Source organism: Methylococcus mesophilus (assembly GCF_026247885.1).
Classification (GTDB): domain Bacteria; phylum Pseudomonadota; class Gammaproteobacteria; order Methylococcales; family Methylococcaceae; genus Methylococcus; species Methylococcus mesophilus.
Window position 1 is genome coordinate 1,078,230 of record NZ_CP110921.1, and the last position, 22,809, is coordinate 1,101,038.

The window sequence follows — 22,809 nt, forward strand, 5'->3', positions numbered from 1 at the left end:
CACCGGAATCAGGCCTTGATCTCGAATTCCTTGATATCGCGGCCCTGCGCAACCAAAGCCTGCAACCAACGCGGTTTTACGCCCCGGCCGCTCCATTTTTCCGCAGGATTATGCGGATTCTGGTATTTCGCGGGCACTTTGGCACCCCGACGAGTACTCGGTGCGGCCGCACCTTTCGAAAGATCTTCGACGATCTGGAACTTGACGCCCGCCTTGGAAGCCAGTTCATTCATCTGGCGAAGATATTCGCGCCGCTCCGATTCCTGTTTTTCCTTGAGCGCCTTGGTCGCCGCATCGATCAACGACTGTAATTCCTGCGCCGTATAACCCGAAAAATCATGTGACATTGACAACACCTCTCTGAGCAAGTCTTAAACTATATTGTTGCGACCGTTAATATAATACATAAATCCGAGAACACAATACAATATGTCTCAGCCGATCCGTCCCGAGAAGCGTGAATTCCCCGCAGGAAGCCCATCTTTTTCGCGCCGATGCCGTTTAGCGCATAACAGGCGGAGAGGAACCAACCCTTCGGCTTCGTCGACCGCGAGGCAATTCGTCAAGGCCGTGGAGCCCGATTTAACGCCGCCGCGCGCTCGCGTCCGTTGCCGGAAATTTTCCCTGGCCAGCCTCGCGCTTTAGGACGCCGCTCCACTAAAATACGCCCCTTTCCGCGGACATATCATCGGACGTCCGGTATTCCGATAGCATGAAACCACAAGCCTCTTCTTCCTCCCTGTCCTCGCCGTTGAAACCCGCCTTGCCCATCTCGCGCCGCCAGGCGCTTTGTTGGAGCGGGCTGCACGGCTGCAGTGATTCCCTTGCGATCGCCTCGGCGTTCGATGCGTCACCCGGCTTGTTTCTCGTCGTTACCGCCGACGCTCAGAGCGCTTTGCGCATTGAACAGGAAGTGAGGACTTTTCTCGGCGGAGAGGCGGCGATTCTCCCATTCCCCGACTGGGAAATCCTTCCCTACGACGTGTTTTCCCCGCTGCCTGAAATCACCTCCCAGCGGCTGCGGACCTTTTATGAATTATCCCGCGTTCAGCATGGCCTGCTCGTCACGCCGGTATCCACCCTGATGCATCGGGTAGCCCCGCGGACCCACACCCTGGCCAATACGTTTTCCATTCGCGCCGGCAGCGCCGTGAATATCGACCAGACCCGGCAGACACTCGAAAGCGTAGGCTACCAATGCGTGTCGCAGGTATACCAGCACGGCGAATTCGCGATCCGGGGCTCGATACTCGACCTTTACCCCATGGGCAGTGAAACGCCTTATCGGGTCGAGCTGTTCGACGAGGAGGTAGAAACGATCCGCACCTTCGATCCCGAAAGTCAGCGCTCGATCGAAAAAGTGGCCGGGATTGAGCTTTTCCCCGCCCGGGAATTTCCGTTCGACGATGCTGCCATTAAAAGGTTCCGGCAGAAATTCCGGGCCGAATTCCCGGATGCGGTGAGTCGCAGCGTCCTGTACCAGGACGTCAGCAAGGGAATCGCGGCCGGCGGGATCGAATACTACATACCTCTGTTCGTGGAACGGATGGATACGCTGTTCGATTACCTGCCGGGCGATGCGACCCTGATATTGCACGGCGACGTCGAGCAGGCCGCCGCGGCCTACTATGCCGAAGCCGCCAGCCGTCACCAGCAGCGCATCCACAATCTGGACCGGCCACCGCTGCCCCCGGCCCGGCTGTTTCTGGAACCCGAGACGCTGACCTCCAGCCTCGCGTCCTTCAGCCGCATCGCCATCCAGCCAGCGGACGCCGCTCCCGCCGCCGCCGCGGTGAGATTCGACTGCGCTCCGCCGCCGGCACTGCATCCCGAAACCAAGACCCAGCCACCCTACGAGCCGCTGCAACGCTTCATCGGGGAGTTCGCCGGAAAAATCCTGCTAGTCGCGGAATCCGCCGGCCACCGTGAAACTCTCGCGGCGAATCTCGCCAAGTGCCGGATCCGTCCCAGGATAGTTGACGGCTGGGCCGACTTCCTCGCCGCTCCCGATCCGCTGTGCCTGATGGTCGCCGCTCTCGACCACGGGCTGGTCGTTTCCGAGCCGCCGCTCGCGATCGTGACCGAAGCCCAGATCTCCGGCGACAAGGCCCAGCAGCGCAGGCGCCGGCAACGCACACAATCCAAGGATTTCGGCCAATTCCTGCGCAGCCTGGAAGAGCTGGAAATCGGCGCACCGGTGGTGCACCGCGAACACGGCGTCGGCCGCTATCTCGGCCTGCAACGGATCCAGACCGGAGGAGTGGAGTCGGAATTCCTGACCCTGCGCTACGCCAACGACGACAAGCTCTACGTGCCGGTATCGGCCCTAGGCATGGTCAGTCGCTACGCCGGCTCGGACCCGGACCACGCACCGCTGCACCGCCTGGGCAGCGAGCAATGGGCCAAGGCCCGGCGCAAGGCGCTGGAACAGGTCCGCGACGTCGCCGCCGAACTGCTCGACATCCACGCCAAACGTGCCGCTGCGAGCGGCAAGAGCTTCGCCACCCTGACCGAGGAATATGCAGGCTTTGCCGCCCAGTTCCCGTTCGAGGAAACGCCCGACCAGGAAACCGCGATCCAGGACGTCATCCGCGACCTCGCCGCCGCCCGTCCGATGGACCGGGTGGTCTGCGGCGACGTCGGCTTCGGCAAGACCGAGGTCGCGATGCGGGCCGCCTTCATCGCCGCCCAGAACGGCCGCCAGGTCGCCGTGCTGGTCCCGACGACCCTCCTGGCCCAGCAGCACTACAAGAACTTCTGCGACCGCTTCGCCGACTGGCCGATGCGGATCGAGGTGCTGTCGCGCTTCGTCTCCAAGAAGGAGCAGACTCAGGCCATCGCTGACATCGGCGAGGGCAAGATCGACATCGTCATCGGCACTCATCGCCTGCTGCAGAAGGACGTCCGATTCAAGGATCTGGGGCTGGTCATCATCGACGAGGAGCATCGCTTCGGCGTCGCCCACAAAGAACACTTCAAGAAACTGCGCAGCGAAGTGGACTTCCTGGCGCTGACAGCCACGCCCATTCCCCGCACCCTGGACATGGCCCTGACCGGCCTGCGCGAGATTTCCATCATCGCCACCCCGCCGCCGCACCGCCACGTCATCCGCACCTTCGTCACCGAATGGGACGACGCCTTGGTGCAGGAAGCCCTCAACCGCGAGATCAAGCGCGGCGGCCAGGTCTATTTCGTGCACAACAAGATCGAGACCCAACCTAAGCTGGCGGAGCGGCTGGAAAAGCTGGTGCCCGGCGTGCGCACCCGCATCGCCCACGGCCAGATGCCGGAGCGCGAGCTGGAAAACATCATGCTGGACTTCTACCACCAGCGCTTCAACGTGCTGCTTTGCACCACCATCGTGGAAAGCGGCATCGACGTGCCCAGCGCCAACACCATCCTGATCGACCGCGCCGACACCTTCGGCCTGGCCCAGCTCCACCAGTTGCGCGGACGGGTCGGACGCTCCCATCACCGCGCCTACGCCTATCTGCTGGTGCCGCCGAAAAAAGCCATGACCGCCGACGCGGTGAAGCGGCTGGAAGCGATCGAGGCAGCGGGCGAACTCGGCGCCGGCTTCCTGCTGTCCTCGCAGGATCTGGAGATACGCGGCGCCGGCGAGTTGCTGGGCGAGGACCAGAGCGGCCAGATCCAGGAAATCGGCTTCACCTTATATACGGAATTGCTGGAGCGCGCCGTCAACGCCCTGAAATCCGGCAGACAGCCGGAGCTGGAGACCGACCATCTCGGCGGCACCGAAGTCGACCTGCAATGCGCCGCGCTGATCCCGGACGAATACCTGCCCGACGTGCACACCCGTCTGGTGCTGTACAAGCGCATCGCCAACGCCCGCGACGACGATGAGATGCGCGAGCTGCAGATCGAGATGATCGACCGCTTCGGCCTGCTGCCGGACGCGACCAAGAACCTGTTCGCGGTCAGCACGCTGAAGAACGAGGCCGCCAAGCTGGGCATCGCCAAGATCGAAGCAGGCGCTGGCGGCGGCCGGCTGATTTTCGAGGCCCAGCCCAACATCGACCCGGCCGCGATCATCCTGCTGATCCAGAAACAGGCCGCCACTTACAAGCTGGACGGCCCGGACAAACTTCGGTTCATCGCCAAGCTCCCCACCCCGGCGGAGCGCGTCCAGTTCGTGGAAACGCTGCTGGGCCGGCTGGCGGCAAAGTGAGGCGACGGCAGGCCTGATGGTCTCCCTGGCCCGCTCCTCACTGGTCTACGACTGGCGCCGCTATGCCGCCGCGGTGTTCGCCATCACCTTCGCCGGGCTGCTGGTGCTGGTCCAACTGGCGCTGCTGCTGGGACTGTTCGGCACGGTCTCGGTAGCGATCGACCAGTCCGACGCGAACCTCTGGATCGGCTACCCCAAGACCCAGAGCGTGGATCTGGGCCGGCCGCTGCCGCCGGGCAGCGCGGTCAATGCCTGGATGCACCGGTGCGTCCGCCGCGTAGAGCCGCTGACCTTCGCGGTCGGCGACCTGCGCCGTCCCGATGGCGGCGCCGTGTCGGTGTTCCTCTACGGCATCGAGCCGGCGCCGGAGGGACTGGCCTTCTCCCGCAAGCTCAGTCGCGAACAGCGCAGGCTGCTGGACGAGCCCGACGCCGTCATCATCGACGTGGCAGACCAATACAAGCTGGGAGCGAGCGTAGGCGCGCGGGTCGAGATCAACGGCAAGCGCGCCCGCATCGCCGGCATCGTCGAAGGCATTCGCGGAGTCGGCACCGTCAGCGTGCTGACTTCCCGCGCCAGCCTGCGGCGCTTCTCGCCGGACCTGGGCACGACCACGACCTATCAGCTGGTTGGTCTGCGCAGCCGCGCCGATCCGGCGAGGGTTGCAGGCGAAATCGCCGATGCGGGAGGAATCAAGCGCTACGGCGTCTGGACGGCGGAAGATTTTTCGGTCCAGTCGCAGATCTATTGGCTGCTGGAATCCGGCGTCGGCATCGGCACCGGATTCGCCTCGGCGCTGGCCCTGCTGGTAGGCGTGGTCATCACCAGCCAGACCCTCGGCGGCGCCATCCTGGCGTCCTTGAAGGAGTTCGCGGCCTTGCGCGCCCTGGGCGTGTCGAACGCCAGCTTGCGCCAGGTGGTGCTGGAGCAGTCCGCGTGGCTGGGCCTCATCGGCTTGGGGCTGACCGGCCTGCTGACGGCGGTCTCCGCCTGGCTGGGCGATGTCTTCCATGTTGCCATGTCCTTTCCCTGGTGGCTGCTGCTCGGCGTTTCCGCGGTGATTCTGGCGGTGGCGCTGGGCTCGGGCCTGCTGGCATTGCGGCCGCTGTATCAGGCCGATCCGGCCAATCTCCTGCGCTGAGAGTCCCGGCAATGCCCGCACCGACCCTGTCCAGCCACGGCATCTCCAAAGCCTTCACCACCGGCCACATCACCCAGCAGGTGATCAAGGACAGCTCGCTCGACATCTTTCCGGGCGAGCTGACCCTGGTCGTCGGCCCCTCCGGTTCCGGCAAGAGCACCCTGCTGTCGATCCTCGCCGGCCTGCTGCGGCCCGACAGCGGCCACGTGCTGTCGCTTGGCGTCGACCTTTGGACGCTGAAGGAGGACGAGATCGACCGTTTCCGGTTGAAACACTGCGGCTTCATCTTCCAGGGCTTCAACCTGTTTTCACCGCTCACCGCGCTGGAAAACGTCATTCTGCCCCTGCAATATCTCGGCATCCGCGGCAACGACGCCGAGCGGCGCACGCGCCGGGCGCTGGACGAAGTCGGGCTGGGGCCGCGCAGCCATCTGCGGCCGATCGAGCTGTCCGGCGGCGAAAAGCAGCGGGTCGCGATCGCCCGCGCGCTGGTCAAGGAGCCCCAGTTAATTTTTGCCGATGAGCCGACTTCCGCCCTGGACAAGACCAACGGCCAGATCACCGTCGATCTGCTCAAGCGCATCGCCCACGAACACCGGGCGATGGTGCTGGGCGTGACCCACGATCCGCGCCTGCTCTCCCACGCCGACCGGGTGATCGAGCTGGAGGACGGCTACGTGAAGAGCGACCGGCGCTCCAGCGCCACCATGGAGGAGCCCAACCATGCTTCCGATTGACCCGCGGGGCCTGCGGCCGATTGTCCTGCTGGCCCTTTGCGCCGTCCCGCTCGGCGGCTGCGGGCGCGATGCCGAGCCGCCCGCGGCCGCCGAGCAACCGGCCTATGCCGCGGCCTCCAAAGGACGGATCGACGTCGAAGGCGGGCTGGTCAAGCTCGCGGCAAAGCGCGACGGCGTGGTCCGCTCGGTGCTGGTGGAGGAAGGCGCCCAGGTCCAGCCCGGCCAGGTGCTGGCGATACTGGACGACGAGCAGGCCCGGCTTTCGGTGGCCCTAGCGCAGGCCGAGCTGGCGCAGGCACAAGCCGTCGAACCCCAGCTCCAGGTGAGACTGGCAGCGGCCGAACGCGAGCTGCGCAGGCTCAGGCCGCTGGCCGCCGACGATACGGTCGAACGGCGCGAGTTGGACTTGACCCAAGACCAGGTCCGCCTCTTGGCCAAGGAAATCGCCGCGGCTCGCGCCGCCGCGGAAACCGCGGCCCGCCGGCTCAAAGTCGCCGAGTACGAAATCGAGCAGCGCGTCGTGCGCGCCCCAGGCGCCGGCCGGATCGTCCGGCGCACTGCGCGGGCCGGCGACGGCGTCAGCACCTTGAACGTCACCCCGTTGTTCCTGTTCGCCCCCGACACTCCCCGCATCGTCCGTGCCGAGCTGGAAGAGCGCTTCGTCGGAGCCGTCCAACCCGGCCAACCGGCCGAAGTTGCGCTGGAGGCCGACGAATCTCGGCGTTTCCCGGCGAAGGTCTTGCGGATCGGGCTGGTAGTCGGCCACCGCACGCCCACCGACGACCCCAACGAGCGGCAGGACAACCGGGTGGTCGAATGCGTGCTGGCGATCGAGGCGCCCGAGCTGCTGATCGGCCAGCGCGTGATCGTCCGTTTCCCGCAAGGCACCGGCGGCGGATGAGAAGGCTGCCGCCCCTCCTCTTGGCCGCAACGGTCGCCGGCTGCGCGCCCACGCCGCCGCCCGCGCCGGAACCGGCCGCCGTTCCGGCGCACTGGCGGGCCCAGGCCAGCGACACCCGGCCGCAGCCCGCCCCCGCCGAATGGTGGAAAACCTTCGCCGATCCGCAGCTCGACCGGCTGGTGGACCAGGCCCTGAGAACAAACGCCGAGGTCGGTCAGGCCGCTGCCCGTGTGCTCCAGGCGCGGGCGGCACAGGCCGGCGCCGAGGCCGAGCTCCGGCCCGCCGTAAACGCCTTAGCCGGCGTGGACCAGGTGCGCCTCCCCGCCATGCGCCTGGGCGGGCAAAATTTCGCCCCGGAGGACGACACCTGGCCGTACGCCGGCTTCGGCTTCGACTACGAAGTGGATCTTCTGGGCCGGCTCGCCAAGGGCGCGCAGTCGGCAGCGGGCACCGCGGCGGCGGCCGAGTTCGAAAGGCAACAGGTACGCCAGTCGGTAGCGCAAGAAGTCGTCAAGGCCTACCTCGAGCTGCGCCACGCCGAAGCCCTCTCGGAGATCGACGCACGCCGCGCCGATCTGGCCGAAACGCTGGCGGCACAGGAGCGGCGCCGGCTGGCCTCCGGTTTGTCCGACCGGCAAAGGGTGAACGAGGCCGAGCGCGGCGTCAGGGACATCCGCATCGCGCGCAACCGAGCCGAACGCGAACGCGAACTGGCCCGCGCCCGGCTGGCCCTGCTGGTCTCGCGTCCGGCCGATACCCTGGCGCTGCCGAACCGAACGGCAGCCACCCCCGAACTCGCCGTCGAACCGGATCTGCCGGCCAGCGCCGTCGGCCGCCGCCCCGACGTACAGGCCGCCTGGCAACGCCTGCTGGCCGCGACCACCGACATCGAGCGCGCCGAGCTGGAACGCTATCCGCGCCTCACCCTGACCGGCCTGGCCGGCATCGCCGCCTCCGGCTTCAGCGGCTGGCTGGCCAGCGACGCCGTGGGCTGGCTCGTCGGCGCCGCCGGGCGCCTCCCGCTCTACGACGGCGGCCGCATCCAGGCGCGGGTCGACGCCGCCGCGGCCGTCCGCGACGAACGCTTCGCGGCCTACCGCCGCGCGGTCTATCTCGCCCTGGCCGAAGTCGAATCGGCGCTGGTCGAATGGCAAACGGCGCGGACTGCCTTAGAATTCCACGCCGGCCAGTTGGCCTCGCGCCGCCAGGACGCCGCCCGCCGAGCCGAAGCGCTGGAGCTTGGCCGCACCGATCGCGCCGAACTCCTACGGCTCCAACTCGCCGCGAGCGAAGCGGAGGCCACCGTCATCACCGCCGGCTATCAGCGCATGCAGGCCTACGCCGCAGTGCAGCGGGCGCTGGGCCGCTAGGCCTTTTGAATCCTCACCTTGAACCGATAGGAGCCAACCCATGTTTACGGGAATCGTCCGAGGCCGCGGCCTGATTGTCGCTGCCGACCCGCAAGACACCGGCACCCGTTTTCGCATCCGATTTCCGGACGACCTGCTCGGCGGCCTGGAAACCGGCGCCAGCGTGGCGGTCGACGGGGTCTGTCTCACCGTGGTGCGGATCGCCGGCAACGAGATCGACTTCGACGCCATCGCCGGCACCTTGGCGCTGACCAATCTCGGTGACCGCCGCGCCGGCGACGAGGTCAACCTGGAGCGCTCCGCCCGGCTGGGCGACGAGGTCGGCGGGCATCACGTCTCGGGCCATGTCTCCACCACCGGCGTACTCACCTCGATCGAGCTGGAAGGCCCCGGCAGCCACCACATCGAATTCCAGGTGGACCCGGAGTGGGCGCGCTACATTTTCCTGCGCGGCTTCCTGGCGGTGGACGGCGCCAGCCTCACGGTGGCGGAAGCCGATCCCGAGCGCGGCCGGTTCCGGATCAACCTGATTCCCGAAACCCTCCGCAACACCTGCTTCCGCCGCTACCGCGCCGGCGACCGGGTGAACATCGAAGTGGAGCACCAGACCCAGGTGCTGGTGGACGTGGTGACGCGGACGATCAGCGCCGCGCTGGCGGGCCGGGAGACCGTCAGGCCGCGAAATGAATCTCCTTGACGGCCTGAATTGGTTCTTCCTGAACCAGGAATCCGTGGGTGAGGTGTAGCCTATGGCACCGGATGACCGCAAGCGCTGGTCCCAGCGCGTCACCGAGACCAGCAATGCCCTGGACCTGGAGCCGGGCGTGTTCACCTGGGACGATCCGCGCCGGATCGCGCTGTCGCTGCAGCGCTCCGCCGAATCCAGCGGGCGCCGCAAGGCCCGGCCGTTCCAGTCGGCCATGTCGATGCTGAATTTCTACATCAACCGCGCCGGCAGCCAGCTTTCCGAATCGCAGCGGGCCCGCCTGGAGGCGGCGAAGGACGAGCTGAGGGCGCTTTACGGCAGGCCGCGCCGGCGCCCGCCGCCGTAATCAGTCCGTCGCCACGCCGCCGCGGGAGGCGATCACGTATTCCGCTACCGGCGTACCGCCGATCAGATGCTCCTGGATGATCCGCTCCAGCACTTCCGGGGTGCAGTCGCGATACCACACGCCTTCGGGATAGACCACGGCGATGGGGCCTTGAGCGCAGACGCGGAGGCAGTCCGCCTTGGTGCGGAACACGCCGCGCCTGGTCAGGCCGAGTTCCTCGAGACGGCGCTTGAGGTAATCCCAGGACGCCAGGCTTTCCTCCCTGCCGCAGCACTTGGGCTTGTTCGCGCCGGCGCACAGAAAGATATGTCGCTCAATGTCGTTCAGCCCAAGTTTGGCCACGACGGCTTGCAATTCTTCCATTGTTCCTCCTTCCTCGCTGTAGGAGCGGCTCCGCCGCGATTCAGTTTGACAATGCGCCCCAGGAAACCAGCAGGCAACGCAAGACGCCATAGTCGTAGCGCCCTTCCAGCGCCTCGAACAGGGGTTTGATGGCGCCCGGCCGGTCCTGGGGCAGGTTCCTCCACACGCTTCCGATCCGCGCCGCCTCATCGGCCGACAGCCCGGTCACCTCCAGCGCATCCAAGGCGCCCCTGGCTACGGCCTGGGCCAGATGGGTATAGATGATGGACGGCTTGAGTTCACGCCGCGCGGCGATCTGCTCGACGCCCAGGCCGAGCCGGAACAGCGCCAGGCTTTCCTCCGCCGTGGGCTGCTCCGCGATGTCCCCGCCGCCGCGCTGGCCGGCATGCTCGCGGATCAGTTCCAGGAATTCGTCGCCGTACAGCTCGAGCTTGCGCTCGCCGATGCCGGGAATCCGTGCCAACTGGACGTGAGTTTCCGGGCGGCGCTGGACCATTTCCGTCAGCACCGCGTCGTGCAGGATGACGTAGGGCGGGACGCTCTGTTCGTCGGCCAGTTGCCGACGCAGGCCGCGCAGAGCCTGGAACAGGTTTTCGTCTTGGGGATCGGAAAAGCGGATCGCGCCGCGCCGCGTGTCGCGGCCGGACGCGGCAGTCTTCCTGGTTTCTTCGTCCTTGCGCAGGAACAGAGTCTGTTCGCCCTTGAGCAGAGGGCGGCTGGCAGGGCTCAGCCGCAAGGCGCCGTGGGCCTCCCAGTCGACCACGAGGAAGCCCTGGGTCACCAGTTGCCGGAACACCGAGAGCCACTGCTTGTCGTCGAGCTCGCGACCGATGCCGAAGGTGCTGAGCCGGTCGTGGCCGAAGCTGCGGACGCGTTCGCTGTTCTTGCCGAGCAGCAGGTCGATGACGTAATGGGCGCCGAAGCGCTGGCCGCTGCGGTAGACGCAGGACAAGGCCTTGCGCGCGGCCTCGGTGGCATCCCATGTCTGCACCGGGTTGAGGCAGTTGTCGCAGTTGCCGCAGGGCCGTTCCAGGGTGTCGCCGAAATATTGCAGCAGGGTCTGGCGGCGGCAGGAGGTCAGCTCGCAGAAGCCCAGCATGGCGTCGAGCTTGTGGCGCTCCACCCGCTTGTGCAGTTCGTCGGCGTCGGAGGATTCGACCATGCTGCGCAGGGTGATGACGTCCTGCAGCCCGTACACCATCCAGGCATTGGCGGGCAGCCCGTCGCGGCCCGCGCGGCCGGTTTCCTGGTAATACGCCTCCAGGCTCTTCGGCAGGTCCAGGTGCGCCACGAAGCGCACGTTGGGCTTGTCGATGCCCATGCCGAAGGCGATGGTCGCCACCACGATCAGCCCTTCCTCGAGCAGGAAGCGGCGCTGGTTGTGCTGGCGGGTTTCGGCGGACAAACCGGCATGGTAGGGCAAGGCCCTGAGGCCCTTGCTGCAGAGCCAGGCGGCGGTTTCCTCCACCTTCTTGCGCGACAGGCAGTAGACGATGCCGGCGTCGCCCTCGTGCTCGCGCCGGATGAATTCCAGCAACTGCTGGCGGGCGTTCGATTTCTGGCCGATGGCGTAGCGGATGTTGGGGCGGTCGAAGCCGCCGAGGAAAACCCGGGCCTCGTCCAGTCCCAGCCGTTCGATGATCTCCCCGCGGGTCCGCTCGTCGGCAGTCGCGGTCAGGGCGATGCGCGGCACCGCAGGGAAGCGCTGGTGCAGCAGCGACAACTGCCAGTAGTCGGCGCGGAAATCGTGCCCCCATTGCGAGACGCAATGGGCCTCGTCGATGGCGAACAGCGCGATGCGAACCCGGTCGAGGACGCTTAAGAAACGCTCGGTCAGCAGCCGCTCCGGCGCCACGTAGAGGAGGTCCAGCTCGCCCCCCAGGAATCGGCTCTCCACCTGGCGCTGGGTGTCGAAATCCAGGCTGGAATTGAGGAACGCGGCCTTCACGCCCAATTGCAGCAGGGCGCCGACCTGGTCTTCCATCAGCGCGATCAGGGGCGAGACCACGACCCCAGTACCCGGCCGCAGCAGCGCCGGAATCTGGTAGCACAGCGACTTGCCGCCGCCGGTGGGCATCAGCACCAGCGCATCGCTTCCCTCCAGCAACTGCCCGATGATCTCGGCCTGCAGGCCGCGGAAACGCTCGTACCCGAAGACGGTCTGCAGCGTTTTCAAGGGACTGGAAGCATCGGCAGGCATAAAGGCGGCGGCGGAATCCAAAAAGGCTCCACTATAAAGCATCGAAGGGAGATAATGGCGCCCGACTTCCCCGAGAGCACCGGTATGCCGAAAACCGACAACCTGTACTCCGCCATACCCGCCGACCTGCCCGAAGAACTGTTCGAAACCCTCGAACAGACCGACGGCTTCCGGCTGGAACGCATCGTGTCCCGCGGACACGTCACACCGGAAGGCACATGGTACGACCAGCCACAGGCGGAATGGGTGGTACTGGTGCAGGGCGAAGCCTCGCTGCGATTCGAGCACGAATCCGAACCGCGGTGCCTGGCTCCCGGCGACTGGCTGCGCATCCCGCCGCATTGCCGGCACCGGGTGGAATGGACTTCGAGCCAGCCGGAAGCGGTCTGGCTCGCCCTGCATTATCCCGAACCGGTCCACACCGAAACCCTGGAATCCGAATGACCCGCGGCAAGTCCGTCTACCGCCTGTTTCCCCCGCCGTTCGAGGAGGTCGCGCTGCATGGCCTGTACCTGAGCCTGAACCTGCATCGTTTAGGCCGTGCGGGCAAACCTTTCGTGTACGCCAACTTCCTCACCAGCCTGGACGGGCGCATCGCCCTGGAAGATGCGAGCGGCCAGACCTATTTGCCGAAGTCGCTGACCACGCCGGACGATTTCCGGCTGTTCCTCGAGCTGGAAGCCCAGGCCGACTGCCTCATCACCCACGGCGGCTATCTGCGTTCGCTGCAGGAAAGACGGCTGGGCAACATCCTGCAGATCGGGCAGGAGGAACGCTCGCGCGACCTGGCCGCCTGGCGCGTAGCCCAAGGACTCAAGCCCCAGCCGGACATCGTCGTCGCCAGCGCCAGCCTCGACTTCCCCATGCCCGCCTCGATCCGCGAACACGGCCAGCGCTGCCTGATCGCCACCGGCCAGCAGGCCGATCCCGGCCGGGTCCTGCATTGGCAGAAGCAAGGCCATCAAATCCTGTTCGCCGGCGGCGGCGCCATGGCCGAAGGCGACACCCTGGTCGACCAGCTCGACGCGCTCGGCTACCGCTCCATCTATCTGATCGCCGGCCCCCACATGCTCGACACCATGGTCCGCAACGGCCGCCTGTGCCGGCTGTTCCAGACCATCACCCACCAGCTGCTCGGCGGTGAAGGCTTCCGTACCCTGGTGCCGGGCCCGGAACTCGGCCCGCATGGCCACCTGAAGATGCAGTCCTTGTACTACGACCCGACCTCGCCACTCGACACCGGGCAGTGGTTCGCGCAGTTCGAAAACCTGGCCGGCACGGCTTGAGCTACACTGCCCCGTCGATACCACCGCGTTAAGCCGCATGCTCGTCGAAACCTTCAATACGCTCCGCGACTTCGTCCGCCTGCACGAGATCGCCTCAGTCCTGGTCCGGTTCGGATTCGGCGAGGCCGTGCACCGGCTCGGCATCCATCATGTCCTGGAAAAGGCCGGCAAGTCCCTGGCATGGAAATATGCCGAGGAGCAGGCGCAACTCTCGCTGCCGGCCCGCATGCGCCGCGCCTTCGAGGAAATGGGACCGAGCTTCATCAAGCTCGGGCAGATTCTGTCCACACGCGTCGACCTGCTGCCGCCGGAATGGATCGAGGAACTGAGCCACCTTCAGCGGCGGGTGCCTCCGCTCCCCTTCGAGGCGCTGCGGCCGGAGCTCGAAAGGGACCTGGGCGCGCCCGTGGACAAGGTGTTCGCGGCGTTCGACACCCGGCCGATCGCCGCCGCCTCGATCGCCCAGGTGCACCGCGCCAAGCTGCACGGCGGCGAAGACGTCGTAGTCAAGATCCGCCGGCCCGGCATCACCAAGACCATCGACGCGGACCTGCGCCTGATGGCGAAGCTGGCGAAGCTGATCGAATTCGAGTTTCCCGAGCTCGATTACCTGCGCCCCGGCGAAATCGTGCGCCAGTTCGGGCTTTCGATCCACCGCGAGCTCGATTTCATCAACGAGTGCCGCAACACCGACCGGCTGGCTGCGAATTTCCGGACCGACCCCAGGATCGTCATTCCGCGAGTGCACTGGCAGTACGTGCGGGAGCGGGTCTGCGTCCTGGATTACATCGAAGGCATCGACGCCATGAATCTGGATGCCGTCCGCGCGGCCGGGCTGGACCAGCGAACCCTGGCACGGGTCGGTGCCGATGCCATGCTCAAGATGATCCTGCTGGACGGCTTTTTCCATGCCGACCCGCACCACGGCAACCTGCTCTATCTGCCGGACAACCGCATCGCCTTCCTGGATTTCGGCATGGTTGGCAGGCTGCCGGAACTGCGCCGCCACCAATTGGTCGATCTCCTGTCCGCCATCGTCGGCCGGGACGCGCAAACGGCGGCGGACGTCCTGCTGGACTGGGCGGGCACGGTCAACGTCGACCCCGACCTCTTGATCGCCGACATGGACAATCTGATCGACGACTATCACGGCGCCACCTTGAGGCAGCTCAGCCTGACCCAGATGCTGACCGACCTGACCCAGCTCATGCGGCAGCACCAGTTGGCATTGCCGCCGGATCTGACCCTTTTGTTCCGGGCGCTCATCGCACTGGACGGCATCGGCAAGCAGAACGATCCGGACTTCGACATCTTCACCCAGGCTGCGCCCTTCATCGAAAAAAGCCTGAAGGAGCGCTACGACCCCGAGAAGATCGGCCGCAATGCCTGGCGCAACGCCCTGCACGCCCTGGACATGGTCGCCGGCCTGCCGACCGAGCTGCGGCGGGTGTCGCGCGCCGCGCAGAAAGGCGCGCTCAAGCTCAACATCGACCTGGCCCGGCTCGATCACCTGGGCTGGCAGGTGGAGCGGGCGCTGGGCTGGCTCAGCCTCGGCCTGGTGGCCTCGGCGCTGATCATCGCCTCGGCCATCGTCATGACCGTGCAGGGCGGCCCGACGCTATGGGGACTGCCGGCGTTCGGCTTGCTGGGCTACGTCGGCGCCAGCGCCATGGCGACCTGGCTGCTGGTCGCGATCTGGCGCGGCACCCGGGGCAAGCACTGATCGCGGCGTCCAGACACTGCTCCCGGTGTCTTCGGCCGCTCGCTCCCAGCGGGTGACGGCCAGCGTGGCGACGGCGTTGCCGATCAGGTTGGTGAGCGCCCGCGCCTCCGACATGAACCGGTCCACCCCGAGCAGCAGCGCCAGCCCCGCTACCGGCACCACGTCCAGCGAGGACAGCGTGGCCGCCAGGGTGATGAAGCCGGCCCCGGTCACGGCCGCCGCGCCTTTGGAGGTCAGCAGCAGCACCGCCAGCAGGGTGAGCTGGTGCCCGAGGGTCAGCGGCGTGTCCGTCGCCTGGGCCACGAACACTGCGGCCATCGTCAGGTAGATCGCCGTCCCGTCCAGGTTGAAGGAATAGCCGGTCGGCACCACCAGCCCGACGATCGAACGCGGGCAGCCCGCGCCTTCCAGTTTTTCCATGAGGCGAGGCAAGGCGGCTTCCGATGAAGAAGTGCCCAGCACCAGCCACAGTTCCTCCTTGACTAGCTTCAGCAGCCGCCACAGGCTGAACCCGGAAACTCTCGCCACGGCCCCCAGCACCAGGACCACGAAGGAAACGCAGGTCAGATAGACCCCGCCCATCAGCTTGCCCAGCGACAGCAGGGTGTCCGGCCCGTACTTGCCGATCGTGAACGCCATCGCCCCGAACGCGCCCACCGGCGCCGCACGCATGATGAGGCCGATGGTGGCGAACAAGGCTTCCGACACCCGTTCCAGGAAATCCAGCACCAGCTTGCCGCGCTCGCCCTGCCTGCTCATGGCGACGCCGAACAGGACCGAGACCAGCAGCACTTGCAGAATGTCGCCCTTGGCGAAGGCGTCGACGGCGCTGGCGGGGATGATGTTCAACACGAAATCGACGCCGTTCAGGGCCTTGGCGCCACCGGTGTATTGGCCGATCGCCGCGGCGTCCAGGGTCTTGGGATCGGCGTGGATGCCCGCCCCCGGCTGCAGGGCGTTGACCACGACCAGGCCGATCACCAGTGCCACGGTCGTCAGTACCTCGAAGTAGATCAACGCCTTCAACCCGACGCTGCCGATCTTGCGCAGATCGCCGACCTTGCCGATGCCCAGCGTCACCGTCAAAAACACGATCGGCGCGATCATCATCTTGATGAGCTTGACGAAGCCGTCGCCCAAAGGCTTCAGCTTCACCCCCAGCTCCGGCCAGAGGGCGCCCAGCGCCACCCCGACGATCACCGCCAGGATCACCTGGACGTAGAGTTCCTTGAATATGCGCCGCCCGGCCATCCGCCGTCCCCCGCCAAAAGATTCAAGCATACCCGAGCGGCCGGCATCACAGTCAGCCGCAACAGGGAGGGTAACGGCTCTCCTTTGCGGCGGCTCGGACACCGGGTTTTTCCAACCCCAAGATAGACCGTTACGCCCGACGGGATGACAATAGGAACCGTCTCCGGTTTCTCCGCCCCGGCGATCTGCCGACACGTCGGCGATGCCGCAGTCATCCCCTGATCGGGACAAATGAGCGGATGATTGGATTCCGAATAACAACACCTGGGAGAGATCGACCGTGAAACGCATCCTGAACCTGTGCCGCACCAGCCTCCGCCCCGCCGCCTATGGCCTGCTGCTGCTGATTCCGGTGGCCCAGAAACCGGCGCACTCGCAGCAAACGCAGTGCCAGGTGAAACTCTACCGGCATGTCGGCGAATACCTGCGTTGCCGGATGAACGCCGAGGCCGCCTTGGCCAGAGGGCAGGATCCGGCCAGGAACGAGCACATCCGAAAAGCCTGCGACGATGCCTACAAGAAAGGCTACCGAGCGGCCCTGAAGCTATCGACCGAAGGCTGCCCCGCGGTCGGCGACACCGAATCCGGCGCACAGTCGCCGTTAGAGCAAGAGGTCCGGCAGACGGTGGCCGAAGTGCGCGGCATGGTTGCGGGAACCCCGCCCGAGCCGGTACCGGGGCAACTCATCGTCTACAACAACTGTACCCAGCCCATAAAGTTCATGTCGCCCACCAGCAGCACGATCAACGGCACCACGCTGCAGCCGTATGACAGCACCTTTTACCCGACCGCTGCCGGCGGGGGTTTGGGCCAGAACACACCCAACACCTTCATGTTCGCGCCGATCACCACCGATGCCCAGTGCGCCCAGGTGCAATGCGGCAACTGGAAGGACATACAGACCGCGGGACAGCGCACGGGCTACATGTGGATGGACAACACTTCCAACAACCCTCCCGGCAACGACAACCTGGTTTATGCGGCCTATTGCCAGCCCACGAATGCAGCGGCGGGACAGTGCACCACCACCTCCACGACCCCGTGCTGCGGCTCGCAAATGAATTACGACAAGACCTTCGGCACGACTTTCGAGATCACCCCGAACGGCGGTAACACGAATACCCAGGATTTCGTCGATCTCAGCACGAATTACGGCTCGGGTCCTAACTCGCCTCCCACCTTGTGCAGCGCTCCCGGTGCCGACTCCAACAATTGCGTGACCGCGACCGCGAACATCTTTTTCAACGTCCCGATCGGCGTGACCATGAGCAGCGGCGCCGGCTGCACGTTTCCGCAAGGCGGGTCGGATCTCACCTGCACGGATGTCTCGTGTCCGGACGCGTACCAGTATCCCGAAGACAATAAGCAGGTCGCCTGCCCGGCCGGCACCGGCTACGTCGTCACGCTCTGTCCGGGCACCAGTCAACTGCCGGCACTGGGCCAGGCCGGGGCCAGTCAGAACAAGATCACGGTCCAGAACAACCTGAGCAAGAGCTCTCCCTGCGCCAACGGCAACACCGTGAGCATCTTCACCTCCGGCGGACAGCAGGTCGTCCAGCCCGGAGGCGGCTCGGTCACCTTCCAGGGCGATTATTCCGCCTATCCCGGCCTCGGCCTGCAAGTGAACAACTGGTACTGGACTTCGGAAAACCTGCCGGTTCAGAAGGGTCCGCCGCAGAATCCGGACAACTCGGGCGCGCAGTTCATGATTTCCGACCAGTGCGTCTTGTCGCAGGCGCCGCCGGTCTACGGCAAAGGCATCGAGACCTATAAGATCTCAACGGTAACCGCCCAGAAAAGCGGGACCAACGCGTGTCTGATAACGATCGGTGAGACTCAGCCCTACACCGACGCCGTCACGCCGGGCTGCTGCGCCCCGCCCCTGCAGAACATGGGCAACGTCTGCACCGGTCCGTGGGGCGTGACCAACAACCAGCAGCCCTGGCCGCCGCAATGATTGTCGGCGGACTCGGTTCAGTGCCGTCTCAGGCGTCCGCGTCTATATAAACCAGCTCGCCGGCCGGCACCCGGTCGAACAGATCGATGACGTCGGCGGAAGTGAGGCGGATGCAGCCATGGGACTGGGGCGTGCCGTCGACGCCGGCATCCGGACTGCCATGGATGTAGATGTAGCGCCAAGCGGTGTCGACTTCGCCGTAGCGGTTGAAGCCGGGCTGCAGGCCGCCCAGCCAGAGGATGCGGCTCAAGATCCAGTCGCGGCCGGGATGGCGGGCGGCGAGTTCGGGCGTGTGGATCTCCCCGGTGGGCCGGCGCCCGACCAGCACCGTGCCCGGCGGAAGGCCCGCGCCGATCTTGGCGCGGACCCGGTGCCAGCCGCGCGGCGTGCATTCGGAGCCGCGCTTTTCGCCCACGCCGTTCTTCGCGGTGGATACGCGGTAGCGGGCCACCACCCTCCCCGCTTCGATCAGCTCCAGACATTGCCGCGGTACGCTGATGCGCAGGAAATCGGTGGCGTTCTCAGGCGCTGTCATGTTCTTGTCCCAGGGCTTTGCTGGACAGGCCAGACTTGATTGCCCTCACCCCGCCCCTCTCCCAGAGGGAGAGGGAGAGGGAGCGCCATTGGCTTCGGTGTATCCGGTACAAGCAGCGGCAATTACTTGTAAACTTCGCGGTTTGTCTTCCATGGCTTCCGACGATGCTTCGAATCTGCAATTCATTGGCGAACCTGTTTCCGGTCTGGGTGCTGCTGTGCTCGGGGCTGGCGCTGTATTTCCCCGCCTGGTTCACCTGGTTCACCGGGTCGATGATCGTCTGGGGACTGTCGGTCATCATGCTCGGCATGGGCATCACGCTCACTTTCGACGACTTCCGCCGGGTGGCCAAGATGCCGCGGATCATCATCGCCGGCACGGTCGCGCATTTCGGCATCATGCCGTTCCTCGGCTGGTCGATCGCGCATGGATTGGCGCTCGAACCGGAACTGGCGGTAGGGCTCATCCTGGTCGCCTGCTGCCCCTGCGGCACGGCGTCCAACGTGGTGAGCTACATCGCCCGCGCCGACGTGGCGCTGTCCGTGCTGCTGACCATGGTGTCGACCTTCACCGCCGTCGTGATGACGCCGCTGCTGGTGAAGTTCCTGGCCGGCGCCTACACGCCGGTGGACGGCTGGGGCATCTTCCTGAACACCCTGCAGGTGATCGTCATGCCCGTCACCGCCGGCCTCCTGCTGAACCGCTATGCGCCGCGGCTGGTGCGTGCCGTCAGCCCGGTGACGCCGCTGGTGTCGGTGATCTTCATCGCCTTCATCTGTGCCAGCATCATCGGCGCCAATGCGGAAACCATCAAGGCTACCGCGCTCAAACTGTTCGGCGCCGTGGCGCTGCTGCACGTCGGCGGATTCGGGCTGGGCTATGTCTTCGCGCGCGTTCTGGGCTACCGCGATGCGGTGGTCCGCACCATCGCCATCGAGGTCGGCATGCAGAACTCGGGACTCGCCACCGTGCTGGCCAAGGCCAATTTCGCCAGCATGGCGCTGGCGCCCATTCCTTCGGCGATATCCGCCAGCTTCCATTCCATCATCGGCAGCCTGCTGGCGGGCTGGTGGCGGCTGCGCACGCACCAACCCTTACCGGCCATGGGGCACGGATTCGACGCCCCTATACCAGCCCCAGCGGATTGTCCGGATCGATGTGAGCCATGAAGGGCTTGCGGCGGTCCTGGTCGGTAATCTGGTATATCTTGCCGAGCCAGTTGTTGAACACTGCCTTGGCGGTATCGCGCCAAGTGTTGTCCAGGTGCCGCAGCACGAACTCCTCCGGGAATTCCGGCGGCGCCTTCCCCGAGCGGCGGGCGCTGCGCAGGGCCTGGCCGTAGTCGTTGAGCGCAGCGCCCACCTCCAGCGAGAAATAGTGTTCGGGGAACGGCGGGTAATCCTCGCGCTCGCCGGAATAGTGCCTCAGGATTTCTCGCTTGTATTCCTTGAGGAGGCTCACGGTGTCGTATTCCGGATGGGCCTGGAAGTAGACGACGCGGAACAGGTCCGGGCTCACCGCGAGATGCACCCCGGCTTCCTCACTCTCGACCAGGACCCGCAGCCCCGCGGCCTCCATGTCCTCTCGGAAGATTTCGTTGTAGCGGGAATGGGGCACGTCGAAGCGGGTGTTGATGTCCGCCACCAGCGGATGCAGCGGCTCGACAACCCGGTGCGAATACACGCCCCAGCGCTTGAAGCCGAGATGGGTGCGCTCCACGCCGTAGCTGTACTGGAACAGCGCGTGGGTGGCGAGGCACGAGCAGAGAATGGAGGTGACGTTGCCGCGCGCCCAGTCGAACACTTCGGTGAGCGGCTGCCAGAACTGCTCCTGCTGCAGATGCGGCTGGGTGACGTTGGCCCCACTCACGATCAGGCCGTCGAGGCCCTCCTCGCGGATGCGGTCGAAGCTCTCGTAATAGCGGGCAATATGCTCCGCCGCCTGTTCGCCGCGCGGTAAGCCCTCGATGGTGAACGGATGCATGTGGAACTGCACGATCGGATTGGCACCGCCGACCAGGCGGAAGAACTGCCGCTCGGTCGCCTCCAGCGCGGCGTCCGGCATCATATTCAACAAGCCCACGTGCATTTCCCGGATGTCCTGCCGGGCGGCCCGCTCGACGCTCAGGACATCCTGGCCTTCTTCCCGCAGGCGCTGAAAGGTGGGCAGATCGGTGTGTGCGACCAGGGGCATGGCTGACTTCCCTCAGCCGCCCAGGACCGAGGCCACGAGCCTCACGAAATCGCTCTCGTCGCGCACCTTGGCCACATCCGCCACGTCCACCGTATAGCCGTAGCGGTCGGCGATGGCCTGATAGCGCGGCAGCCGCGATTTGAACAGGTACGGAAACACCCAGCTCACGAATTCGTCGGGCGGCATGGCCTCGACCGCAGGATAGCCCTTGTCCTTCAGAAAAACCGGCAGGTGTTCGTCCAGGAAAGCCTCCCGGTAATACAACGGTTTCGGATCGCGGGCGGCGCGTTCAACCAGCATCTGCTCCAATTCCGGGCTGGTGCGGATGTACAGGATCAGCGTGGTTTCCGCCAGCGCTTCCAGGGTTTCCGGATCGTCCAGCTCGCACACGCTGCCGCCGGCATCGTTGATGAAATGCTGGTAGCCGTAAATCTCGCGCACCTTGTCGATGAATTCCGGTACGTCGCGCATCGCCGCGATCTCGGCCTGGCGGTGCAGCGCCTGGCGCCGCTTGAATTCCTTCAGCGGCAGGCCGCCCCGGTCCGGATCGCCCAGTTTGCCCAGGAAGGACGAGATCGGGGCGAGGTTGTCGACGGTGATGTTGCTGCAGATGTAGATCGAATCCGACATCAGCAGATCGCGCAGGAACGGCACGTCCATGGCCTGGCGCTTGATGTTGTCCAGGATCGGCTCGTCCAGATAGCGGGTGCCGATCCTGTAGTCGCCGGAATAATGGAACCAGGTCCGCTTCGGCAGCCTGTTGGCCAGCGTGGTCTTGCCGGTACCGGACATGCCGAGCAGGGTGATCTTCTTGCGGTCCCAGTCCAGGAATTCTTGGGGGGTCAAACGCATGGAGTGCTATCGGTCTTCGCGGTTGATCATGTGGTGGGCGGTGCGTGCCAGCGCTTCGTACAGCGCCTCACGGAACGGGCTGTCCATCGGGATGTCGTCGAGCGCCCTGCGCATGCACAGCAGCCACTGATCGCGCTCGGGCACCCCGATCGAAAAAGGGAAATGCCGCGCCCGCAAACGCGGATGGCCGAACTCCTGCATGAACAGGTCCGGGCCGCCCAGCCAGCCCGAGAGGAACTTGAACAACTTGGATTTGGCGCCCGACAGGTCATCGGCATGCATCGCCCGGATCGGGGCCGCCTCCGGCAGCGTGTCCATGTAGCCGTAGAAGCGTTCGACCAGTTCGTGCAGCACTTCTTCGCCGCCGAGGCGCTGGTAGGGCGTCTGTGTCACGGGTTCCTGCATGGCTGAAACGATCTCACTTGGCGTAAAGCGAATCCCGACGGATCAGTTCGAGCACCGCGTCCGGCATAAGATACTTGGCGCTGCGCCCTTCCCGCAGCATGCGGCGGATCGAAGTGGAGGCGATGGCGAGCTGGGTCACCTCCAGGAAGTAGATCATCCCGTCCGGTTGCGTGGCGAGTTGCGCGGGGTCCGCCACCTGCCGCTCTTCGACGCAATGCTCCAGGTCTTCGACGTATTCGATGTCGTAATCCGGGCGCTGCAGCACCACGATGTGCGCCAACCCGAACAGCCGGCGCCAACGGTGCCAGGCCGGCAGCGCGAGGAACGCGTCCGAGCCCAGGATGAGGCAGAGCGGCTCGTCGCCGATCTCCTTGCGGATCGAGCTCAGGGTGTCGACCATGTACGACGGACCGCTGCGGTCCAACTCGCGGGTATCGAGGGCGAAGCCGCCGTCGGCGTCGGCAAGTGCGGTCTGCAGCAAGCGTAGCCGCGCCTGGACATCGGCCACAGGCGGCGGACGGTGGGGTGGCTGGCGGCAAGGCAGGAAGCGCAGTTCGCGCAGCCCCAAAGCTTCCCGGACCTCCAACGCAGCCCGCAGATGCCCGTAATGGACCGGATCGAAAGTGCCGCCGTAGATGCCGATCATCCTTGCGC

Annotated in this window: 21 protein-coding genes; 12 read left to right on the top strand and 9 right to left on the bottom strand. The window is 65.8% G+C overall.

Features of this window, described 5'->3' with window-relative positions:
- Positions 1-8: 8 nt before the first annotated feature.
- Positions 9-347: an H-NS histone family protein gene (locus OOT43_RS04855; protein ID WP_218806320.1), complete on the bottom strand. Its 339-nt coding sequence runs from the start codon at positions 345-347 to the stop codon at positions 9-11.
- Between the two features lie 365 nt (positions 348-712).
- Here OOT43_RS04855 and mfd point away from each other — a divergent pair, with 365 nt between their 5' ends.
- Genes mfd through OOT43_RS04890 form a run of 7 tightly spaced genes read left to right on the top strand, consistent with a single transcriptional unit; the run spans position 713 to position 9,390 of the window.
- The gene (gene mfd, locus OOT43_RS04860; protein ID WP_266023635.1) at positions 713-4,189 is read left to right on the top strand and encodes a transcription-repair coupling factor; all 3,477 of its coding nucleotides are present in this window, start codon (positions 713-715) and stop codon (positions 4,187-4,189) included.
- Between the two features lie 16 nt (positions 4,190-4,205).
- Positions 4,206-5,330, top strand: a complete 1,125-nt coding sequence (locus OOT43_RS04865; RefSeq protein WP_266023636.1) for an ABC transporter permease — start codon at positions 4,206-4,208, stop codon at positions 5,328-5,330.
- An 11-nt stretch (positions 5,331-5,341) separates the two neighbouring features.
- Positions 5,342-6,067, top strand: coding sequence for an ABC transporter ATP-binding protein (locus OOT43_RS04870; RefSeq protein WP_266023637.1), 726 nt, complete (start codon positions 5,342-5,344; stop codon positions 6,065-6,067).
- The gene (locus tag OOT43_RS04875) at positions 6,054-6,968 is read left to right on the top strand and encodes an HlyD family secretion protein (protein ID WP_266023638.1); all 915 of its coding nucleotides are present in this window, start codon (positions 6,054-6,056) and stop codon (positions 6,966-6,968) included. Before OOT43_RS04870 ends, OOT43_RS04875 begins: the two co-directional genes overlap by 14 nt.
- Entirely contained in the window at positions 6,965-8,338 is a 1,374-nt protein-coding gene (locus OOT43_RS04880; RefSeq protein WP_266023639.1) for a TolC family protein, read from the top strand. The genes OOT43_RS04875 and OOT43_RS04880 overlap by 4 nt, the downstream gene beginning before the upstream one ends.
- Positions 8,339-8,378: 40 nt before the next feature.
- The gene (locus OOT43_RS04885) at positions 8,379-9,035 is read left to right on the top strand and encodes a riboflavin synthase subunit alpha (RefSeq protein ID WP_266023640.1); all 657 of its coding nucleotides are present in this window, start codon (positions 8,379-8,381) and stop codon (positions 9,033-9,035) included.
- Between the two features lie 52 nt (positions 9,036-9,087).
- A complete protein-coding gene (locus tag OOT43_RS04890) occupies positions 9,088-9,390 on the top strand; it encodes a DUF3175 domain-containing protein (protein WP_266023641.1) in 303 nt (100 codons plus the stop codon).
- Here the strand turns inward: OOT43_RS04890 and OOT43_RS04895 are convergent, their stop codons facing one another.
- Entirely contained in the window at positions 9,391-9,753 is a 363-nt protein-coding gene (locus OOT43_RS04895; RefSeq protein ID WP_266023642.1) for a (2Fe-2S) ferredoxin domain-containing protein, read from the bottom strand.
- A gap of 40 nt (positions 9,754-9,793) precedes the next feature.
- Complete coding sequence (gene recQ / locus OOT43_RS04900; RefSeq protein ID WP_266023644.1) at positions 9,794-11,953, bottom strand: DNA helicase RecQ; 2,160 nt, start codon at positions 11,951-11,953, stop codon at positions 9,794-9,796.
- 84 nt (positions 11,954-12,037) lie between these two features.
- On the opposite strand from recQ, the gene OOT43_RS04905 reads away from it, so the two are divergent.
- Genes OOT43_RS04905 through OOT43_RS04915 form a run of 3 tightly spaced genes read left to right on the top strand, consistent with a single transcriptional unit; the run spans position 12,038 to position 14,962 of the window.
- Positions 12,038-12,397: a cupin domain-containing protein gene (locus OOT43_RS04905; protein ID WP_266023645.1), complete on the top strand. Its 360-nt coding sequence runs from the start codon at positions 12,038-12,040 to the stop codon at positions 12,395-12,397.
- The gene (locus OOT43_RS04910; RefSeq protein ID WP_266023646.1) at positions 12,394-13,239 is read left to right on the top strand and encodes a RibD family protein; all 846 of its coding nucleotides are present in this window, start codon (positions 12,394-12,396) and stop codon (positions 13,237-13,239) included. Before OOT43_RS04905 ends, OOT43_RS04910 begins: the two co-directional genes overlap by 4 nt.
- A 37-nt stretch (positions 13,240-13,276) precedes the next feature.
- On the top strand, positions 13,277-14,962 hold the full coding sequence (locus OOT43_RS04915) for an ABC1 kinase family protein (RefSeq protein ID WP_266023647.1): 1,686 nt from the start codon (positions 13,277-13,279) through the stop codon (positions 14,960-14,962).
- Here OOT43_RS04915 and OOT43_RS04920 read toward each other — a convergent pair.
- Complete coding sequence (locus OOT43_RS04920; RefSeq protein ID WP_394358037.1) at positions 14,858-16,243, bottom strand: dicarboxylate/amino acid:cation symporter; 1,386 nt, start codon at positions 16,241-16,243, stop codon at positions 14,858-14,860. The two genes, OOT43_RS04915 and OOT43_RS04920, sit on opposite strands and share 105 nt — an antisense overlap.
- Before the next feature lie 250 nt (positions 16,244-16,493).
- Between OOT43_RS04920 and OOT43_RS04925 the strand changes: the two genes are divergently transcribed.
- The gene (locus tag OOT43_RS04925; protein WP_266023648.1) at positions 16,494-18,170 is read left to right on the top strand and encodes a glycoside hydrolase 64/thaumatin family protein; all 1,677 of its coding nucleotides are present in this window, start codon (positions 16,494-16,496) and stop codon (positions 18,168-18,170) included.
- Positions 18,171-18,198: 28 nt separating this feature from the next.
- Here the strand turns inward: OOT43_RS04925 and OOT43_RS04930 are convergent, their stop codons facing one another.
- Positions 18,199-18,705 (bottom strand): L,D-transpeptidase, encoded by a 507-nt coding sequence (locus OOT43_RS04930; RefSeq protein ID WP_266023649.1) that lies wholly within the window; start codon positions 18,703-18,705, stop codon positions 18,199-18,201.
- 164 nt (positions 18,706-18,869) lie between these two features.
- On the opposite strand from OOT43_RS04930, the gene OOT43_RS04935 reads away from it, so the two are divergent.
- Positions 18,870-19,874 (top strand): bile acid:sodium symporter family protein, encoded by a 1,005-nt coding sequence (locus OOT43_RS04935; RefSeq protein ID WP_266023650.1) that lies wholly within the window; start codon positions 18,870-18,872, stop codon positions 19,872-19,874.
- On the opposite strand, the gene metA is transcribed toward OOT43_RS04935, so the two are convergent.
- The 4 genes from metA to nadD are packed head-to-tail and all read right to left on the bottom strand — an operon-like array spanning position 19,831 to position 22,801.
- Positions 19,831-20,898 (bottom strand): homoserine O-succinyltransferase MetA, encoded by a 1,068-nt coding sequence (gene metA, locus OOT43_RS04940; protein ID WP_266023651.1) that lies wholly within the window; start codon positions 20,896-20,898, stop codon positions 19,831-19,833. The genes OOT43_RS04935 and metA overlap by 44 nt on opposite strands.
- 12 nt (positions 20,899-20,910) lie before the next feature.
- Positions 20,911-21,750 carry an ATPase gene (locus OOT43_RS04945; RefSeq protein WP_266023652.1) on the bottom strand — a complete coding sequence of 280 codons (840 nt, stop codon included), beginning with the start codon at positions 21,748-21,750 and terminating at the stop codon, positions 20,911-20,913.
- A 6-nt stretch (positions 21,751-21,756) separates the two neighbouring features.
- Positions 21,757-22,155 (bottom strand): group II truncated hemoglobin, encoded by a 399-nt coding sequence (locus OOT43_RS04950; RefSeq protein ID WP_266023653.1) that lies wholly within the window; start codon positions 22,153-22,155, stop codon positions 21,757-21,759.
- Positions 22,156-22,168: 13 nt separating this feature from the next.
- Complete coding sequence (gene nadD / locus OOT43_RS04955) at positions 22,169-22,801, bottom strand: nicotinate-nucleotide adenylyltransferase (protein ID WP_266023654.1); 633 nt, start codon at positions 22,799-22,801, stop codon at positions 22,169-22,171.
- Between the last annotated feature and the right edge of the window lie 8 nt (positions 22,802-22,809).

Bases quoted from the DNA above. Each gene is read 5' to 3' on its own strand.
- OOT43_RS04855 (WP_218806320.1), bottom strand. From the start codon at position 347: ATGTCACATGATTTTTCGGGTTATACGGCGCAGGAATTACAGTCGTTG.
- mfd (WP_266023635.1), top strand. From the start codon at position 713: ATGAAACCACAAGCCTCTTCTTCCTCCCTGTCCTCGCCGTTGAAACCC.
- OOT43_RS04865 (WP_266023636.1), top strand. From the start codon at position 4,206: ATGGTCTCCCTGGCCCGCTCCTCACTGGTCTACGACTGGCGCCGCTAT.
- OOT43_RS04870 (WP_266023637.1), top strand. From the start codon at position 5,342: ATGCCCGCACCGACCCTGTCCAGCCACGGCATCTCCAAAGCCTTCACC.
- OOT43_RS04875 (WP_266023638.1), top strand. From the start codon at position 6,054: ATGCTTCCGATTGACCCGCGGGGCCTGCGGCCGATTGTCCTGCTGGCC.
- OOT43_RS04880 (WP_266023639.1), top strand. From the start codon at position 6,965: ATGAGAAGGCTGCCGCCCCTCCTCTTGGCCGCAACGGTCGCCGGCTGC.
- OOT43_RS04885 (WP_266023640.1), top strand. From the start codon at position 8,379: ATGTTTACGGGAATCGTCCGAGGCCGCGGCCTGATTGTCGCTGCCGAC.
- OOT43_RS04890 (WP_266023641.1), top strand. From the start codon at position 9,088: ATGGCACCGGATGACCGCAAGCGCTGGTCCCAGCGCGTCACCGAGACC.
- OOT43_RS04895 (WP_266023642.1), bottom strand. From the start codon at position 9,753: ATGGAAGAATTGCAAGCCGTCGTGGCCAAACTTGGGCTGAACGACATT.
- recQ (WP_266023644.1), bottom strand. From the start codon at position 11,953: ATGCCTGCCGATGCTTCCAGTCCCTTGAAAACGCTGCAGACCGTCTTC.
- OOT43_RS04905 (WP_266023645.1), top strand. From the start codon at position 12,038: ATGCCGAAAACCGACAACCTGTACTCCGCCATACCCGCCGACCTGCCC.
- OOT43_RS04910 (WP_266023646.1), top strand. From the start codon at position 12,394: ATGACCCGCGGCAAGTCCGTCTACCGCCTGTTTCCCCCGCCGTTCGAG.
- OOT43_RS04915 (WP_266023647.1), top strand. From the start codon at position 13,277: ATGCTCGTCGAAACCTTCAATACGCTCCGCGACTTCGTCCGCCTGCAC.
- OOT43_RS04920 (WP_394358037.1), bottom strand. From the start codon at position 16,243: ATGCTTGAATCTTTTGGCGGGGGACGGCGGATGGCCGGGCGGCGCATA.
- OOT43_RS04930 (WP_266023649.1), bottom strand. From the start codon at position 18,705: ATGACAGCGCCTGAGAACGCCACCGATTTCCTGCGCATCAGCGTACCG.
- OOT43_RS04935 (WP_266023650.1), top strand. From the start codon at position 18,870: ATGCTTCGAATCTGCAATTCATTGGCGAACCTGTTTCCGGTCTGGGTG.
- metA (WP_266023651.1), bottom strand. From the start codon at position 20,898: ATGCCCCTGGTCGCACACACCGATCTGCCCACCTTTCAGCGCCTGCGG.
- OOT43_RS04945 (WP_266023652.1), bottom strand. From the start codon at position 21,750: ATGCGTTTGACCCCCCAAGAATTCCTGGACTGGGACCGCAAGAAGATC.
- OOT43_RS04950 (WP_266023653.1), bottom strand. From the start codon at position 22,155: ATGCAGGAACCCGTGACACAGACGCCCTACCAGCGCCTCGGCGGCGAA.
- nadD (WP_266023654.1), bottom strand. From the start codon at position 22,801: ATGATCGGCATCTACGGCGGCACTTTCGATCCGGTCCATTACGGGCAT.